General features: G+C 73.1%; 17 protein-coding genes. All 17 read left to right on the top strand.

The window, feature by feature from the left end; all coding sequences use genetic code 11:
* The first annotated feature begins 220 nt into the window (after positions 1-220).
* The 17 genes from ACI78U_RS18585 to ACI78U_RS18505 all read left to right on the top strand — a co-directional run bounded on the left by ACI78U_RS18585 (position 221) and on the right by ACI78U_RS18505 (position 17,292).
* Complete coding sequence (locus ACI78U_RS18585) at positions 221-1,129, top strand: thioredoxin family protein (protein ID WP_456876868.1); 909 nt, start codon at positions 221-223, stop codon at positions 1,127-1,129.
* A 21-nt stretch (positions 1,130-1,150) separates the two neighbouring features.
* The gene (locus tag ACI78U_RS18580) at positions 1,151-2,377 is read left to right on the top strand and encodes an ABC transporter ATP-binding protein (RefSeq protein WP_456876867.1); all 1,227 of its coding nucleotides are present in this window, start codon (positions 1,151-1,153) and stop codon (positions 2,375-2,377) included.
* Between the two features lie 14 nt (positions 2,378-2,391).
* Positions 2,392-3,387 (top strand): sugar phosphate isomerase/epimerase family protein, encoded by a 996-nt coding sequence (locus tag ACI78U_RS18575; RefSeq protein WP_456876866.1) that lies wholly within the window; start codon positions 2,392-2,394, stop codon positions 3,385-3,387.
* Positions 3,387-3,773 (top strand): C-glycoside deglycosidase beta subunit domain-containing protein, encoded by a 387-nt coding sequence (locus ACI78U_RS18570; protein WP_456876865.1) that lies wholly within the window; start codon positions 3,387-3,389, stop codon positions 3,771-3,773. The genes ACI78U_RS18575 and ACI78U_RS18570 overlap by 1 nt, the downstream gene beginning before the upstream one ends.
* A gap of 11 nt (positions 3,774-3,784) precedes the next feature.
* Complete coding sequence (locus ACI78U_RS18565) at positions 3,785-4,189, top strand: C-glycoside deglycosidase beta subunit domain-containing protein (RefSeq protein WP_456876864.1); 405 nt, start codon at positions 3,785-3,787, stop codon at positions 4,187-4,189.
* 1 nt (position 4,190) lies between these two features.
* Positions 4,191-5,222, top strand: coding sequence for a sugar phosphate isomerase/epimerase family protein (locus tag ACI78U_RS18560; protein ID WP_456876863.1), 1,032 nt, complete (start codon positions 4,191-4,193; stop codon positions 5,220-5,222).
* Positions 5,219-6,724: a GMC oxidoreductase gene (locus ACI78U_RS18555; protein ID WP_456876862.1), complete on the top strand. Its 1,506-nt coding sequence runs from the start codon at positions 5,219-5,221 to the stop codon at positions 6,722-6,724. Before ACI78U_RS18560 ends, ACI78U_RS18555 begins: the two co-directional genes overlap by 4 nt.
* Entirely contained in the window at positions 6,721-8,223 is a 1,503-nt protein-coding gene (locus ACI78U_RS18550; RefSeq protein WP_456876861.1) for a GMC oxidoreductase, read from the top strand. The genes ACI78U_RS18555 and ACI78U_RS18550 overlap by 4 nt, the downstream gene beginning before the upstream one ends.
* Positions 8,224-8,225: 2 nt before the next feature.
* Complete coding sequence (locus ACI78U_RS18545) at positions 8,226-9,575, top strand: C-glycoside deglycosidase beta subunit domain-containing protein (protein WP_456876860.1); 1,350 nt, start codon at positions 8,226-8,228, stop codon at positions 9,573-9,575.
* A gap of 116 nt (positions 9,576-9,691) precedes the next feature.
* Positions 9,692-10,474, top strand: a complete 783-nt coding sequence (locus ACI78U_RS18540; protein ID WP_456876859.1) for a nuclear transport factor 2 family protein — start codon at positions 9,692-9,694, stop codon at positions 10,472-10,474.
* 8 nt (positions 10,475-10,482) lie between these two features.
* Positions 10,483-11,931 (top strand): MFS transporter, encoded by a 1,449-nt coding sequence (locus ACI78U_RS18535; protein WP_456876858.1) that lies wholly within the window; start codon positions 10,483-10,485, stop codon positions 11,929-11,931.
* Between the two features lie 252 nt (positions 11,932-12,183).
* Positions 12,184-13,116 carry a sugar phosphate isomerase/epimerase family protein gene (locus ACI78U_RS18530; RefSeq protein WP_456876857.1) on the top strand — a complete coding sequence of 311 codons (933 nt, stop codon included), beginning with the start codon at positions 12,184-12,186 and terminating at the stop codon, positions 13,114-13,116.
* Positions 13,113-14,087 (top strand): sugar phosphate isomerase/epimerase family protein, encoded by a 975-nt coding sequence (locus tag ACI78U_RS18525; RefSeq protein ID WP_456876856.1) that lies wholly within the window; start codon positions 13,113-13,115, stop codon positions 14,085-14,087. Before ACI78U_RS18530 ends, ACI78U_RS18525 begins: the two co-directional genes overlap by 4 nt.
* A complete protein-coding gene (locus tag ACI78U_RS18520) occupies positions 14,084-15,037 on the top strand; it encodes a sugar phosphate isomerase/epimerase family protein (RefSeq protein WP_456876855.1) in 954 nt (317 codons plus the stop codon). The genes ACI78U_RS18525 and ACI78U_RS18520 overlap by 4 nt, the downstream gene beginning before the upstream one ends.
* Positions 15,034-16,017, top strand: coding sequence for a sugar phosphate isomerase/epimerase family protein (locus ACI78U_RS18515; RefSeq protein WP_456876854.1), 984 nt, complete (start codon positions 15,034-15,036; stop codon positions 16,015-16,017). The genes ACI78U_RS18520 and ACI78U_RS18515 overlap by 4 nt, the downstream gene beginning before the upstream one ends.
* The gene (locus ACI78U_RS18510; protein WP_456876853.1) at positions 16,010-16,894 is read left to right on the top strand and encodes a ThuA domain-containing protein; all 885 of its coding nucleotides are present in this window, start codon (positions 16,010-16,012) and stop codon (positions 16,892-16,894) included. The genes ACI78U_RS18515 and ACI78U_RS18510 overlap by 8 nt, the downstream gene beginning before the upstream one ends.
* A complete protein-coding gene (locus ACI78U_RS18505; RefSeq protein ID WP_456876852.1) occupies positions 16,894-17,292 on the top strand; it encodes a C-glycoside deglycosidase beta subunit domain-containing protein in 399 nt (132 codons plus the stop codon). The genes ACI78U_RS18510 and ACI78U_RS18505 overlap by 1 nt, the downstream gene beginning before the upstream one ends.
* The last annotated feature ends 10 nt before the right edge of the window (positions 17,293-17,302 follow it).

The raw sequence follows: 17,302 nt of genomic DNA, 5'->3' as shown, positions 1-17,302 counted from the left end.
CCCCCCCCCCCCCCCCCCCCCCCCCCCCCCCCCCCCCCCCCCCCCCCCCCCCCCCCCCCCCCCCCCCCCCCCCCCCCCCCCCCCCCCCCCCCCCCCCCCCACCACCCCCGCCGATGCCGTCCACCGGCACGGACAGGCACCCGCGCCACCTACTTCCTCCGACGTCCGGAGGAAGTCCACGACCCAGGTCACGGACGTGACCCCCACCGGAGGAGTCCCGATGAGCGATCGCCCCCGCGGCGACAGCCGGCCGACCGTCGGCGACCCCGCGCCGTCGTTCGCGCTCCCGGACACCGAGGCCGGGGCGGTCCGGCTCGACCCGGGTGCCCACGCCGCGACCGTCGTCGTCTTCACCGCCAACGGCTGCCCGTTCGCCCGCGCCTGGCACGACCGCGTCCAGGACGTCGCCCGCGCCTACGCCGGCCGCGACGTCGCCGTGCTCCAGGTCGTGAGCAACGACGAGACCGACCACCCGGAGGACTCCCTCGAGGGCATGCGGCAGCGCGTCGCGGCCGGCGAGCTCGCCGGCCCCTTCCTGCGCGACGCCGGGCAGGCGGTGGTGCGGGCCTACGGCGCGACGGCCACGCCGGAGGTCTTCGTCGTCGACCGGGACGGCGTGATCCGGTACCACGGCGCCCCCGACGGCGACCACGACGACCCGGCGCAGGACGCGGCCTGGCTGCGCGCCGCCCTCGACGACGTGCTCGCCGGCCGCCCGGTCGCCCGGCCGGTCACCTCGCCGGCCGGCTGCTCGATCAAGTGGCGGGTGGAGCTGCTGTGGTGGGCCGGCTGCCCGTCCCGCGGGCAGGCCGCCGACCTCCTCCGGAGGGTCCTCGACGACCTCGGCCGCGGCGAGGTGCACGTCGTCGAGCGCGAGGTCCGCACCCGCGACGAGGCCGCCCGGCTCGGCTTCCCGGGGTCGCCCACCGTCCGGGTCGGCGGCCGGGACCTGTTCCCCGTCGACACCCCGCCGGCCCTGACCTGCCGCGTCTACCGCCGTCCCGACGGCCGCAGCTCCCCGCTGCCCGACCCCGCCGACCTCGCCGACCGGCTCCGGGAGGCCCTCACCCGGCCCTGGGAGCTCCCGGGCTGGGTCGACGTCCGCACCCGCACCGCCTCCCCGACCTGAGCCCCCACCCCAGGAGCTGTCATGGCATCGATCACCTACGACCGCATCACCAAGCGGTACCCGGACGGGACCCAGGCCGTCTCGGAGCTGGACCTGGCCATCGCCGACGGCGAGTTCCTCGTCCTCGTCGGCCCCTCCGGCTGCGGCAAGACGACGGCGCTGCGCATGGCCGCGGGCCTGGAGGAGATCTCCGACGGCCGGCTGCTCATCGGCGACCGCGTCGTCAACGAGGTGCACCCCTCGCAGCGCGACATCGCGATGGTCTTCCAGAGCTACGCGCTCTACCCGCACATGTCGGTGCGGGAGAACATCGCCTTCCCGCTGCACTGCGCCGGCCTCGCCAAGGGCGAGGTCAGGCAGCGGGTGGACCGGGCAGCCGACGCCCTCGGCCTGACCGAGCTGCTCGACCGCAGGCCCAAGGCGCTCTCCGGCGGGCAGCGGCAGCGGGTGGCCATGGGCCGGGCGATCGTCCGCCAGCCACAGGCCTTCCTCATGGACGAGCCGCTGTCCAACCTCGACGCCAAGCTCCGCGGGCAGATGCGCGCCGAGATCCGCAGCCTGCAGCGCGAGTACCGCACCACCACGCTCTACGTCACCCACGACCAGGTCGAGGCCATGACGATGGGCGACCGGATCGCCGTGCTCCGCAAGGGCGTGCTCCAGCAGCTGGGGACCCCGGACGAGCTCTACGAGTCCCCGGCCAACCTGTTCGTCGCCGAGTTCATCGGCTCCCCGCCGATGAACGTCCTGCGCGCCACCGTGACCCGGACACCGGCCGGCGCCGAGATCGTGTTCGGCTCCCAGCGGCTCGTGCTGCCGGCCGGGGCCCTCGACGCCCACCCGGCGCTCGCCGGGGCGGACGCCACGCCGGTCGCCCTCGGGCTGCGGCCGGAGGCGCTGCGCGAGCCGGCCGGTGCCGACCCCTCGTGGCCGCGGCTGACCGCCGACGTCGCGCTCGTGGAGAACCTGCCGCCGGAGAAGCTGGTCCACCTCCGCGTCGACGCCGACCCGGTCGTCACCGAGGCGACCCTGGAGATCGCCGCCGACATCGACCAGGCCGCCGCCGAGGACCTGCGGGCCCTGGGCTCCGGCTCGGTCCTGCACGCCCGGCTGCCCGGGACCGCGGCCGTCCGCGAGGGCACCCGCGCGCAGTTCGCCGTCCCGCCGTCGGCGCTGCACTTCTTCGACCTGGCCACCGGGCAGGCCATCGCCCCGCGGTCCCCGCGGCTGGCCGCGGCGACCGCCTGACCGGGAGGGATCCCGTGAGCACACCGGCACACCAGATCAAGCGGGGCGTCAGCCTCTACTCGTTCCAGGAGGAGTACTTCCTCCGGACGATGTCGGTCGAGGACTGCATCCGCGTCGCCGGCGAGATCGGCGCCCGGGGCATCGAGATCATCCCCGAGCAGATGATCCCCGGGTTCCCGGTCGTCAGCGACGAGTTCGTCGAGGACTGGTTCGCCTGGATGGAGCGGTACGGGACGACGCCGGTCGCCACCGACCTGTTCCTCGACACCAAGCTGCACCCCGACCGCTGGCTGACCCGCGAGCAGCAGGTCGCCTCGGTCTGCCGCGACGTCGACATCGCGGTGCGGCTGGGAGCGGGCATCGTCCGGGCGATCATCAACACCCCGCCGGAGGTCATGGAGGAGGCGGCGCCCTACGCCGAGGAGCAGGGCGTCCGGCTGCTGCTCGAGGTGCACGCGCCCTTCCACTACGAGCACCCGTGGATCCTCGAGCACCTCGAGGTCATGTACCGGACCGCGTCCCCGGCGCTGGGCCTCATGCCCGACATGGGCACCTACGTCGAGCGCTTCCCGCGCGTGGTCAGCGAGCGGGCGCTGCGCGACGGCGCCCGGCCCGAGCTGGTCGACCTGATCGTGAAGACCTACGACGACCACGGCGACAGCCACGCCCTCATGGACGTCGTCAACTACCGCGGCGGCGGCCCGGTCGACGTGGGCCTGGCCCGCCAGGCCACGCACTACACCTGGAGCGAGCCCAAGGCGATGCTCGAGCACATGCCCCTCGTCGGGCACGTCCAGGCGAAGTTCTACGAGATGACCGACGACGGCGTCGAGTACTCGATCCCGTACGACCGGATCGTCCCGGTGCTGGTCGAGGGCGGCTTCGACGGCCACCTGTCCAGCGAGTACGAGGGCAACCGGCACGTCCAGGACGCCTTCCCCGTGGACAGCGTCGAGCAGGTCCGACGCCAGCACGCCATGTTCGCCCGACTCCTGGGGGAGACCCGCTGATGTTCGACCGGTACATCGTCTGCGAGGAGGGCTTCCGGGCCCGGGACGACGGCCGCCCCGGCGGCGTCGTCGAGGTGCGGATGCCGTACTACCGCGGCCTGGCGCTGTCGATGGTCGAGGCCGTCGACCTCACCCTCGACGGCACGCCGGTGCCGGCCGACCGCACCACCTTCGCGGTGCACGGCAACACCTACACGTTCGCCGAGCTGCCCCGGACCACCGACGACCGGTGGGAGATGGGGGAGCGGGCCCAGCTCGCCTTCGAGACCGACGAGCCGCTCGCGCCCGGCGAGCACGAGGTCACCGTCGCCGTCCGGCTGCGCATCTCCTACATGCCGGTGCCCGGCGGTGGCCGCGACACCAAGCGCCTGACCCTCGCGGCCTGAGAGGAGACGACATGGGACCCCTCGACGACCAGGTGGTGCGCGCGGACTCGCTCGCCGCCACCCCCGACGGCCTCGACATCGCCGTCTACTCGCACTGGTACCGCGCGCTGCCGTTGACGTCGCTGGTGCGCGCCGACCTGACCGTGGACGGCGAGCGGATCGACCCCGCCACGCTGTCGGTGACCGTGAACGGCTCCCGCTACGCCTGGGCCGAGCTGGCCGAGAAGGGCGACGAGTACTGGTTCACGACCGATCCCGTCGTGCTGCACACCCGGGTGCCCACCGCCCCGGGTCGCGAGCACCGGGTGCAACTGCTGCTCGGGCTGTCGATCCCGTACATCCTCACCGGCCCCGACCGGGTGCCGCTGGTGACGCCGAGCGCCACCGACAAGACCCTGACCGCCGCGGGAGCCTGAGATGACCGACACCGCCCCGGGGCTGCCCCGCCTCGGCACCACCCTGTTCAGCCTGACGCTGGAGCAGCGCGAGCCCGGCCGCGACCTCGCCTCCCTCGTGGCCGAGGTCGCGGAGCGCGACCTCGGCCCCGGTCTGGAGATGGTCGCCTTCCAGAGCCTGCGCGGCTGGCCTCGGCCGTCCGCGGAGCAGGTCCGCGAGATCCGCGGCGTCATCGACGGCTCCGGCCTGACGCCGTCGTGCCTGGCGATCAACAACGACCTCGGGCTGCACCCCGGCCGGCTGCTCTCGGACGATGAGTCCCACGAGTACGTCGCCGTCCAGGTGCGCGGCGCGGCCGCGCTCGGCTTCCCCGTGGCGCGCGTGGGGATCGAGACCGGCCCGGCGATCCTCGAGCGGCTCCTGCCGCTGGCCGAGGAGCTCGGTGTCGCCGTCGGCGTGGAGATCCACGCCCCGCTCACCATCGACGCCCCGCCGGTCGCCGCGCTCGCGGAGCTGTTCGCCCGGCTCGACACCCCGTGGCTGGGCTTCATCCCCGACATGAGCGCGAGCATGCGGGCGGTCCCCGACGCCGTCGACGACGCCCACCGCGCCGCCGGCATAGCCCCGGAGCTCACGGCGCTCACGAAGCAGCTGTGGGCCGAGCCGGGGCCGACCATGGCCAAGTTCCCGGAGCTGGAGCGGCGGGCCGCCGAGGCCGGCGCCACGCCGCCCCAGATCGGCAACCTCAAGATGCTGTTCACCATGCACGGGCGCATGACGCCCGAGCGCTGGGCCGAGTTCTTCCCCCACGTCGTGCACGTGCACGGCAAGTTCTACGGGATCGTCGAGGGCCCCGACGGCCTCACCGACCCGTCCATCGACTGGCCGGCCGTCGCCCGGGTCCTGCGCGAGCAGGGCTACACCGGCTACGTCTCCAGCGAGTACGAGGCCCACGCCTACAGCGACCGGTACAGCGCCTTCGACCAGATCCGCGCCCAGCACGACATGCTCAAGCGGCTGCTCGAGGCCGAGCCCGCGGTGGCCGCGCGATGAGCGCCCCGTTCGACGTCGTCGTCGTCGGTTCGGGCCCGGTCGGCACCGCGGTGGCCCGCGAGCTGTCCGACAGCGGCTCCGGCGTGCGGGTCCTCGTGCTCGAGGCCGGGCAGGCGCTGGGCGAGCCGGCCGGCGGCCACGTGAAGAACATCCCCGACGTCGAGGCGCGCGACGCCGCCCTGGCGGCGCTGGCCGCGGGGCCGGGCCCACTGCCCGGCGGCACGCCCGCGCGGCCGGGCACGACGCTGGTCGGGGCACCGGCCATGCCGAACGCGGCGATCTCGACGAACGTCGGCGGGATGGGCGCGCACTGGACGGCGGCCTGCCCACGGCCGGTGGACGACGAGGTGCCCGACTGCGTCGACCCCGCCGTGCTCGACGAGGCGCTGACCCGCGCCGAGGAGCTGCTGGCGGTGACGACGCACGCCTTCGACCGGGCGCCGCTGACCGGCGCGGTGCAGCGGGTCCTGGGCGAGCTGTTCGACCGGCCGCACCGCCGCCCGGCCGGGCCGATGCCGGTGGCGGTCACGGTCGGCGAGGACGGCTCCCTGCACTGGACGGGCCCGGCGATCATCGCGGGCGACCTGTGGGACCGGCCGGACGTGGAGCTGCGCACCGGCACGCTGGCCCGGCGGGTCCTGCGCGACGGCGACCGGGTCACCGGGGTCGAGGCGGTCGACGTCGCCTCCGGGAAGCGGTACGAGGTCCCCGCCCGCGCTGTCGTCGTCGCCGCCGACGCCTTCCGCACGCCGCAGCTCCTGTGGGCCTCGGGCATCCGGCCGGCCGCGCTCGGCCGCTACCTCACCGAGCACCCGCAGGTCATGGCCGCCTCCCTCCTGGACGAGCGGCACGTCCCCGCCGACGCCCCCGTCGACGCCGACCTCCCGTCCACCGCGGCCGCCGCGCCCGGCGGCGGGGCGATCGTCCCCGTCTCCGGCGTCTCGTGGGTGCCCTACGCCGCCGACCGGCCCTTCCACGGCCAGGTCATGCAGATGGACGCCTCGCCGGTGCCGCTGGACCCCGGCGTCGCCGTCCGGCGCGGCCAGGTCGTCGGCCTCGGCTGGTTCTGCCGCAAGGAGCTCTCGCCCGACAACCGGGTCCGGTTCGACGAGGACGCCCCCGACGCGCACGGGCTGCCCGCCATCCGCATCGACTACGCGCTCAGCGACGCCGACCGGGCCGCGATCGCCGCGGCCGTCGAGGAGGTCCGCCGGGCGGCGCAGGCCCTCGGCCGGCCGCTGGGCGAGCCGTTCGTCATGCCCGCCGGCAGCTCGCTGCACTACCTCGGCACCACCCGGATGGGCCGGACCGACGACGGCACGAGCGTCTGCGACCCGACCGGCCGGGTCTGGGGCACCGCCAACCTCTACGTCGGCGGCAACAACGTCATCCCGACCGCGACCGCCTGCAACCCCACCCTGACCGCCGTCGCGCTGGGCGTGCTGACCGCGCGCGCCCTCGTCGCCGAACTGGCGGCCACCCCCGAAGGAGCACCCGCATGAGCCCCCGCGTCCTGGTCGTCGGCAGTGGGCCGACCGGTGCCACCTACGCCCGGCTGCTCCTGGAACAGCTCCGGGACGTCGAGGTGCTGATGGTCGAGGCCGGTCCCGTGGTGACCCGCCCGGTCGGCATGAACGTCAAGAACGTCCCTGACATCGAGGAGCAGGCGGCCGCGCGGCTGGCGTCGCAGGGCCCGTCGCACGAGAGCGGCGTCTCCGGGATCCCGGGCGGCGTCGTCGTCGAGGGCACGATCACCGCCCGACAGGGCACGCACCTGATCGGCCGGGCCGCCGAGGGGTCGCCGGGGATGCCCGCCGCCGCCGGCGCGACCTGCGTCGGCGGTCAGGGCGTGCACTGGACCTGCGCGACGCCCGCCCCCACCGGTCCCGAGCGGGTGCCGTTCATCCCCGACGCGGAGTGGGAGCAGCACCTCGCGCGGGCCGAGGAGCTGCTGCACGTCCACCGGCCGTCCTTCGACGGCGCGCCGCAGGCGCAGGCGATCCTCGAGCGGATCCGCGACGAGTTCGCCCCCGACGGCATCACCGTCCGGCCGCTGCCGGTGGCCGCCGACCCGCAGCCCGACGGGTCGCTGCGGTGGAGCGGAACGGACGTCGTCCTGGACGGCGTGCCCGACGACCCGCGGTTCTCGCTGCACGCCGAGACGCTGTGCGTGCGGGTGCTGCGCGAGGGCGACCGGGCCGTCGGGGCGGTGCTGCGCGACCAGCGGACCGGCGAGGAGGAGGAGGTGCGGGCCGACGCCGTCGTCCTCGCCGCCGACGCCCTGCGCACGCCGCAGCTGCTGTGGGTCTCCGGCATCCGTCCCGCGGCGCTCGGCCGGTACCTCACCGAGCACCCGCTGCTGTTCGGCGTGGTGGCGGTGCGCGCCGACGTCCTGCCGCCGCGCGACGGGGCGACCGGACCGGTCGACCCGATCCGGGCCATCGTGGCCATCCCGTTCGACGAGGAGCGGCACCCGTACTCCGCCCAGATGATGTACAGCCCGGTGTCGCCGGCGCCGCTGCCCGAGGGCAGCCGGTTCCGGGACAACCCGGCCGGCTACGTGGGCATGGGCTGGGGCATCCGCAAGCGGCCGCGTCCGGAGGACCGGCTCACCTTCGAGGACGACCGGCCCGACGAGAACGGCCTGCCCGGCATCCGGATCGCCTACGAGCTCACCGACGTCGAGGAGGCGGACTTCGAGCGGGCCCGCAAGCACCAGGCCCGCGCCGCCGCCGCGCTCGGCGAGTTCGTCGACGGCATGCCCAAGGTGATGCCGGCCGGCAGCTCGCTCCACTACATGGGCACGGTCCGCATGGGCGAGACCGACGACGGCACGAGCGTCTGCGACTCCTCCTCGCGGGTCTGGGGCGTGCCCGGGCTGGTGCTCGCCGGCAACGGCCTGATCCCGACCGCCAACTCGATGAACCCGACGCTGACCAGCGTCGCCCTCGCCGTGCGGGGCGCGACCGCGCTGGCCGCCGACCTCTCGAAGGAGGACTGACGGTGCTCGACTTCCCGATCATCCAGGGCCGCGGCTTCCGCAACGTCACCGACGGCGGCCGGGTCACCGGCTTCTCGTTCCAGCTGCGCAACCCGAACTACCGCGGCGGGCCGGCCAGCATGCTCGACGGCATCGAGGTGGTCGTCGACGGCGAGCGGATCCCCGACCACGTGCCGCTGTGGACCCTGCAGGGCCGGACCCTCACCCTCGACGAGCTGCGCGCCTCGACCGACGTCCGCTGGCAGCTCGACGAGCCGGCGACCATCACGGTGCCCAAGCCGGGCGGCCTGCCGGTGGGCGTGCACCGCATCGAGGCGACGCTCTACCTGCGCCGCTCCTACTTCCCGCCGCTGATCAGCCGGTCGGAGTTCGCGATCGCCGGCTCGGGCGTCATCGTGCCGCCGGTGCCGGACGGCGGCCTGCGGTACTGCGTCTCGACCTACAGCTACACCGGTGACGTCTACACGTCGATGACGCTCGAGGACGTCTTCGCCGACATCGCCGACCTCGGGGCCACCGGCATCGAGATCCTCGGCGAGGGCAACGTGCCGGGCTATCCCACGCCGGACCGGGCCTGGATCGACGGCTGGCACGGGCTGGTGGAGGAGTACGGCCTGACGCCGACGAACTTCGGTTCGTGGGTGGACACCACCCGCTTCTCCGGGCGCGACCTCACCGCCGAGGAGGGGGCCGCGCAGCTCCAGCACGACCTGCGGCTGGCCGCGGAGCTCGGCTTCACGTCGGTGCGGCCCAAGTTCGGCGTCGTCTCCTGGGACCTCGACCCGCACCCGATCTGGGAGCAGGTCGTCGAGCGGTCCCTGGACCTCGCGGCCCAGCTCGACGTCGTCATCTGCCCGGAGATCCACTCGCCGACGCCGATCAGGCACCCGGTGACCCAGGGGTACGTCGACTTCATCGAGAAGACCGGCACCGAGCACTTCAAGCTTCTCATCGACACCGGGATCTTCCAGACGGCCGCCGTCCGCGAGGCCGCGGAGGTCCTCGGGACCGACGACGACGAGGACGTGCCGCCGCCGCTGCGCCCGCTGCGCGTGCCCATGGCCGACCTGGTCGAGGTGCTGCCGCACACGCACTTCATCCAGGCCAAGTTCTTCGAGATCGACGACGACCTGCACGACCTGCACGTCCCCTGGGGCGAGATCGTGCCGACCCTGGAAGGGGCGGGCTGGAACGGCTGGCTCTCCAGCGAGTACGAGGGCCGGCGTGAGCCGTACCGCGGCCGCGACCAGGTGCGGCGCCAGCACGCGCTGCTGCGCTCGCTGCAGGAGGGGTCCCGGGGCGTGCCGACCTCCCCGGACGTCGCCGGCCGCTCCGCGCCCGACGGCGGCTGACGGCCCATGCCCCCCTCCCGCCGGTCGATCACGCCGCGCCCGTTCCGGGGACCGCCGCGCGCCCGCTGAGCCCGCGCGTCGACCCCCGACCGACCCCAGAGAACAGGACCCAGGACATGACCACGATCGACCAGACGCAGGCGCTGGAGCAGCGCCTCGTGGCCCTCGAGGAGCGGGTGACCGCCGCCGAGCTGGCTGCCACCCGCGCGCAGGACCGCGGAGCGGTGGACAACGTCTTCAACCGCTACATGCACTACCACAACGCCTACGAGGACCAGCGGATCATCGACGAGCTCTGGGCTGAGCCCGGCACGCCGGACATGTGGTCGCGCTACAACAACGTCGGCCTCTACACGACCTACGAGTCGGTGACCGCCTACCACCGCGGGCGGCCCAAGCCGGTCGGCAAGCTGCTCTTCCACTACACGACCACCCCGGTGATCGAGGTCGGCGCCGACGGGCAGACGGCCAAGGGCATCTGGATCATGGCCGGCCTCGAGTCCGGCCTCATGGACCCCGAGGTGGCGAAGGACGTGCCGCCGTGGGTGTTCTCGGGCGGTGACGTCGACGGCAAGCCGGTCTGGGCGCACTGGGTGTGGTGCAAGTACGGCGTCGACTTCGTCAAGCAGGACGGCGAGTGGCGGATCTGGCACTTCCGCTGCTACGAGGTGGCCCGCGCGCCGTTCAACCGCGACTGGATCTCCTTCGCCAAGGACAACCAGGAGAGCCACGACTCGCAGCTGGCGTGGTTCGGCGACGACGGCGTGCCGGTGTTCCTGCCGCCGGTCGACGAACCGGTCACCACGACCGACTACCACCCCTACGCCAACGACCGGGCGCAGACGCTGGAGCCCGAGCCGCCGAAGCCGTACACGGAGTTCGAGGACACCTTCCGGTAAGGACCCCCGTGCCCCCCACCGCTCGCACGCTCGCGGCGGGCCCCTACACGGGGGCCGCTTCGCCGCGCCATCCCTCTGTCGTCCTCGCTGTCGCGTGCTCGGCGCAGTTCATCGCCGTCCTGGACGCGTCGATCGTCAACGTGGCCCTGCCGCCGGTGCAGGAGAGCCTGGGCCTGTCGCCCACGGGGCTGCAGTGGGTGGTCAGCAGCTACACGCTCACCTTCGCCGGGTTCCTGCTGCTCGGCGGCCGGGTGGGCGACCTGTTCGGGCGCAAGCGGGCGTTCGTCGCCGGTCTGGCCCTGTTCGGCGCGGCCAGCCTCGCGGCCGGCCTGGCGCAGGAGGGCTGGCAGCTCGTCGCCGCCCGGTTCGTCCAGGGCGTCGGAGGCGCGGTGCTGGTGCCGACGACGCTGAGCCTGGTCGCCACGGGCTTCCCGGACGCGCGGGCGAAGGCGAAGGCGCTCAGCCTGCTCACCGCGGCGGCAGCGTCCGGCTCGGCGCTCGGCGGCGTGTTCGGCGGCCTGCTCACCGGCCTGCTGAGTTGGCGCTGGGTCTTCTTCGTCAACGTGCCGCTGGGCGTCGCGCTCGTCCTCGCCGCCGTGTGGGCACTCCCGGGCCGGCCGCCCGGGCACGTCCGCGGAGTGCTCGACCTGCCGGGCTCGGTCACGGTGACGGCGGCGACCGCCGCCCTCGTCGGCACGGTGATCCTGGGAGAGGAGCGCGGCTGGTCGTCGCCGGCGACCCTCGGCTGCCTCGTCCTCGCCGTGGCGTCGTCCGCGCTGTTCGTGCTCGTCGAGCGCCGGGCCGCGGAGCCCGTCGTCCCCCTGGACGTGTTCCGCGTCCGGCCGGTCACCGTCGCGAACGGGTTGGGCGCGCTGGTCGGCGGCCTGCTGCCGACCACGATGTTCTTCCTCGCCCTCTACCTGCAGCGCGTGCTCGGCATGGACCCGCTCCAGGCCGGCCTCGCGCTCACCCCGGGCGCCGTCGGCATCGCCCTCGGCGCGCGGGGCGCGTCGCGCTGGATGGCGGTGCTCGGGCCGCGGCGCAGCTTCGTGCTGGGTGCCCTGGTGGCGGCCGGGTCGCTGGCCTGGCTCGCGGGGATCGACGTCGAGGGCAGGTATGCCGTCGACGTGCTGGTGCCGCTCACGCTCGCCATGGCGGGTTTCGGCGCCTCGGGCCTGCCGCTGACGGTCACCGCGATGTCCGGCCTGCCGCCGGAGCGGGCCGGCCTGGCGTCCGGCCTGGTCAACACCTCCCGCCAGGTGGGCAGTGCCGTGGGACTGGCGGCACTCGTGTCGCTGGCCAGCGCCGTGGCGGCCGGGCACGGCGGGTCGGACGACGTGACGGCGCTGACTGCGGGCTTCGGGACGGCGTTCCTGGTGGGCGCCGGTCTGCTGGTCCTCGCCTCCGTCCTGGCTCGCGCGCTGCCGACGCGGCAGCGTCACCATCACGAGGACTGATGCGCGGTATCAGCAGATCGCTCTGGCCCGCGTGGCGCACGCCACAGCAGAATCGGACCAGGTGACAAGCCCGCACCACACCTCCTGCTCGACCAGGGCGGTCTCGCCCCAGGTGGCTTCCGATGCCGCCGCCGGAGGCCCTCGGCCCCCGGTTCCTCGGACCGTCGCGCCGGGCCCCTCGCAGGCTCCGGGTCGCGCGCCAGCGAAGGGACCAGCGTGGTCTGGAACAAGTGGTCGTACATGGATCACTGGGTGACGGAGACGCCGCAGGGGCCGCAGCCCCCGTCGTTCAACCGCGCCTACATGGACCGGTACGTCAAGCAGCTGTCGGCCCTCGGCTTCACGGGCTTCGACACGTTCTTCTTCTACCTGCCGCTCTACGCCGGGATGTACGGCGGAGTGCCCGGCTTCGAGCGGTTCCTGCAGGACAACGGCTTCGACAAGATCACCGGGATCTTCTCCGCCTACCCGTCGGCGACGAGGTACACCGCGCCGCACGTGCGGGAGACCCACGACCGGATCGTCGCCGACTGCGAGAACACCCTGCGCATGTGCGAGGGACTGACCGGCGTCGAGAACTTCATCGTCATGCCGACCTCGACCCACTACCAGACCGAGCCGGTCACCGACGACACCATCAAGGTCGTCGCCGACCTGTGGAACCGGGTCGGCGCGCTGACTCTCGAGCAGGGCATGACGACCACCTGCCACTTCGAGTTCTGGGGCGCGATCCGCACCCGCGAGCAGCTCGACACGTTCTTCCGCTACACGGACCCGGAGCTCGTCTTCTTCTTCTGCGACACGGCGCAGCACACGATCGCCGGCGTCGACCCGCTGCAGCTCTTCCGCGACCACTCCGACCGCTGCACCGGCTTCCACTTCAAGGACACGAGGAACGTCGACGAGCACGAGGCCTACCGCACGCCGCCGGACCCGGAGCTGATGGCGCCGCAGGTGACGCGCTGGTTCTACGAGATGGGTGAGGGCGGTCTCGTCGACTTCCCGGCGCTGATGAAGGAGATCGTGCGCTCCGGCTACGACGGCTGGCTGACCGTCGAGCACGACAAGGCCGAGCTCGGCGGCGGCAGCTACGCCGAGGCGACCGCCGTCGCCAAGTGGTACATCGACAACGTCCTCGCCGAGGCGGAAGCCGAGGCCCGGGCCGAGCTGGAGGCCGCCCGATGAGGGACACCCTGCGCTGGGCCTACGCCCTCAACCAGTGGAACGTGCGGCTCGACGTCTTCGTCCGGCACGAGGACCAGCAGCGCGCACTCAAGACGGTCGCCGCCTGCGGCTTCGACACCATCGAGCTCGCCTCGGGCACCGGCCGCTGGGACAACATCAGCCGGCCCGAGGTCATCCTGCTCAACCACGGCAGCCACGCCGGCTTCCTCGACTTCCTGCGCCGCGCGGAGGTGCAGGGCGTCTCCAGCGTGTTCTGGGACCCGCAGGCGCTGGCGGAGGAGGAAGAGGGCTACGCCTTCCGCTCCACGGCCAACCCGGCCGACGCGGACGCGATCGTCGAGTGGTCCAAGCCGTTCGTCGACTTCGTCGCCGGCGTCGGGGCCGACCAGCTCGTCGTCCGCCCGGTCGGCTCGGCGTGGATGACGCCGCCGCTGGACGCCGACGGGATCAAGCGCATCGCCGACGTGTGGAACCGGGTCGGCGAGCTGACCTCGGCCGCCGGCATCGGCCTCGCGCTGCACTACGACTGCCTGGGCGCGGTGCACACCGAGGACGAGCTGACCGGGCTCCTGGACGCGACCGATCCGGCGACCGTCGGGTTCGCGCTCGACACCGCCGAGCTCACCGTGGGCGGCATCGACCCGGTGGCCTTCTACCGGGAGCACGCCGACCGCGTCACCCACGTGCACCTGAAGGACACCCGCTACGCCGACACCGGCGAGGAGTACCGGATGCCCGGTGCCGAGTCGACGATGCTCAAGGGCGGGGCCGGACGGCGGATCGAGCGCTGGTTCTACGAGCTCGGCACGGAGGGCGGCCTGGTCGACGTGCCCGGCTTCGTGGCCGCCCTGCGCGAGCACGAGTACCCCGGCTGGGTGGTCGTCGAGAGCGACCACGGCGGCAATCCCGCGGAGCTCGCGATGCTCAACAGCTGGTACCTGCAGCGGGTGCTGGGGGTGGCCAAGCGATGACCGGGGTGACCGAGCGCGCGATCAAGTGGTCGTACATGGACCACTGGCGGAGCAACGGCCCGTCCGGGCCGGTCGACCAGTGGCACTCGCACAGGACGATGTCGGCGTTCCTGAAGCAGATCAAGGCCGTCGGGTTCGACGCGATCGACACGTTCGACTTCCGCATCTGGCAGATGTACGGCGACTACGGCGGCCCGGCGAAGTACCAGGAGATGGTCCAGGACCACGGGCTCGAGCGGATCGTGAACACGTTCCACGCCGCCGACTACGACGTCCGGAACTACGCGCCCCACCTGCCGGAGACGCACGAGAACGTCCTCGAGGACTTCCGGGTCACGATGGGCCGCTGGTCGGAGATCGAGCTCGACAACATCATCGTGATGCCGGCGACGCTCTACTACGACATGGAGCCGGTCACCGAGGACAAGCTCAAGTACTCGGCGGAGTGCTGGAACAAGGTCGGGGAGATCACCGCCGGGTTCGGGGTGCGGCTCACCTGCCACCACGAGTTCTTCTGCGGCATCCAGAGCGAGCCGGACATCGACACCTTCTACTCGTACACCGACCCGCAGTACGTCTCGCTGTTCGTCGACACCGCGCAGCACTGCATCGCCGGCGTCGACCCGGTGGCGCTGTACGACCGGCACGCGCACCGGGTCAGCGGCTTCCACTTCAAGGACACCCGCAACGTGGCCACCGGCGACGACCACCGGCACCGCCCCGACTCGGAGATCATGGCGCCGACCACGGGCAAGTGGTTCTACGAGATGGGCACCGACCAGGGCCTCGTCGACTTCGCCGCGATGATGACCGCCGTCCGCGACAACGGGTACCGCGGCTGGATCTCCGTCGAGCACGACAAGGCCAACAAGGAGGGCGGCGACTACTCCGAGAGCACCGCGATCTCCCGCTGGTACGCGAAGAACGTCCTCGAGGAGATCTACCGATGATCCGTTGGGCGTACGCCATCAACCAGTGGAAGCCGCAGTTCGACGACTTCGTCCGCCGCGAGCAGCACGAGCGGGCACTGAAGACGATCTCGATCGCGGGCTTCGAGGGCGTGGAGCTGACCTACGGCACCGGGCGGTGGGAGCCGCTGGGCAACCCGCAGCAGCTCGCCGCCAACTTCGGCTCGGTCGCCGGCTTCCGGGAGTTCCTGCGCAGCTGCGCGCTCGACGCCGTCTCCAGCTGGTACTGGGACCCGGCCGAGCGCTCGATGGAGCACCTCACCGGCCCGCTCTCCCCGCTCGCGGAGGCCGACGTACCCGCGATGGTGGCTCGCGCCGGCGAGCTCGCCGGGGCGCTCGCCGAGCTCGGCGGATCCGTGCTGCTCGTGCGCCCGGTGGGCGGCGCCGGGGACGTCGAGCCGCTGGACGACGACGCGATCGGACGGCTCGCGGCGTGCTGGGACGCCGTCGGCCGGGCGACGGCCGGGCTCGGCATCCGGACGGCGCTGCACGTGGACTTCCTGTCCGCGCTGCGCCGCGACCACGTGCCCCGGCTGCTCGACCGCACGGACCCGGCGCTGGTCGGGCTCGCCGTCGACACCGGTGAGCTGACCGCCGGCGGCATCGACCCGGTGTCGGTGATCGAGCGGTACGGCGACCGCCTCTGGCACGTGCAGCTCAAGGACGCCCTCGCCGTCGACGACGCCGAGGAGTACCTGCAGCCGCACGCGCACTGGACGGTGCGGGTGCGCGGGGGAGCGCGGGAGGTCCCGCGCTGGTTCGCCGAGCCGGGCGCCGACGGGGGACTGGTCGACTTCCCCGCGGTCGTCCGCGCGCTGCTCGACGCCGACTACGAGGGCTGGGTCGCCGTCGAGAGCGACCAGAGCCCGCACCCTGCCGCCAGCGCGCTGCTGGCCGGCTACCTCGTGCAGCGCGAGCTGCGACCCCTCGTCGAGACGCAGAAGGAGACGGCCCGTGCCTGACATCGGCCAGCGGGTGCTCAAGGAGGACGACAAGCTCAAGGCGCTGATCGTCACCGGGCACACCGACATCCACCACGACTGGCGGACCATCTCGCCGATGCTCCGCGACCTGCTCAAGGAGACCGGACTGTTCGACGTCCGGATCACCGAGGAGTTCCGCGGCGCCAGCGCCGAGACGCTCGAGCCCTACGACCTCGTCGTCCTCAACTACTTCGGCCGCTTCGAGCCGTGGAGCCGGGCGCCGGAGAAGCGCTGGGGGACCGGCGCCGAGCAGGCGCTGTACGACTTCGTCGCCGCGGGCAAGGGCGTCGTCGTCTACCACGCCTCGCTGCAGATGGGCGCCGGCTGGGAGGACGACTTCGAGGCGATGGCCGGCGGCGTCATGCGCGAGCACTGCAGCCGCCGGGCCCCGATCGACGACTTCCGGCTGCACGTGGTCGCCGACCACCCGATCACCGCCGGCATGCCGGAGTTCATGCCGCACTACGACGACGACCTGTACGTGAACCTGCAGTGGGCCCCCGACGCGGACGTCGAGGTGCTGGTGACCGGCTGGGACAACCCGCTCCGCTACACGCAGGTGCCCTCGCAGTGGAACGCGCTGCCCGGGATGGGGGAGGAGCACGCCCTCGTCTGGACCAACCGCTACGGCGACGGCCGGGTGTTCGCCAGCGGCATCGGGCACGGCCCGGACGCGGTCTCGCACCCCTCGTTCCGCGGCCTGTTCGCCCGGGGCTGCGAGTGGGCGGCCACCGGCAAGGTCACGCTCGAGCTGCCCGAGGCGTTCGGCGAACCGGTGCCCGGCGGCGACTGGTGGCCCACGACCCTCGAGCCGATGGTCCGCGAGATGTTCGAGGCGCGGAAGGCGGGCAACTGATGGCCACCGGCGACACCGTCCTCACCGACGACAGTCTGATCCGCCGCCCCGAGGGGCTCGGCATCGCGCTGACCGTGCCCTGGTACCGCAGCCTCTGGCTGTCCAGCGTCACCGACATCGCCGTCTCGGTAGAGGGCCGGGAGATCCCGAAGGACGAGCTCAGGGTCGAGCTGGGGGAGCGGTCCTTCGGGGTCGAGGAGCTCCAGGAGCAGTGGGACGTCCTGTGGTTCATCCAGGACCGGCTGGTCGTCGTCGTGCCGCTCGACGAGCCGCCGGCCGAGGGGCAGCAGGTCGACGTCGAGGTGACCGTCGACCTGCGGCTGCCCTACATGCAGATCGCGCCGACGACGTACGTGACCAACCACGCGAGCAACCGCCGGTCGCTCGCGGTCCGGTGAGGAGCCCCCG

It is taken from the genome of Geodermatophilus sp. SYSU D00710 (genome assembly GCF_054050195.1).
The sequence above is the reverse complement of the archived record's forward strand: the minus strand, read 5'-3'. Positions and strand labels throughout refer to the sequence as shown.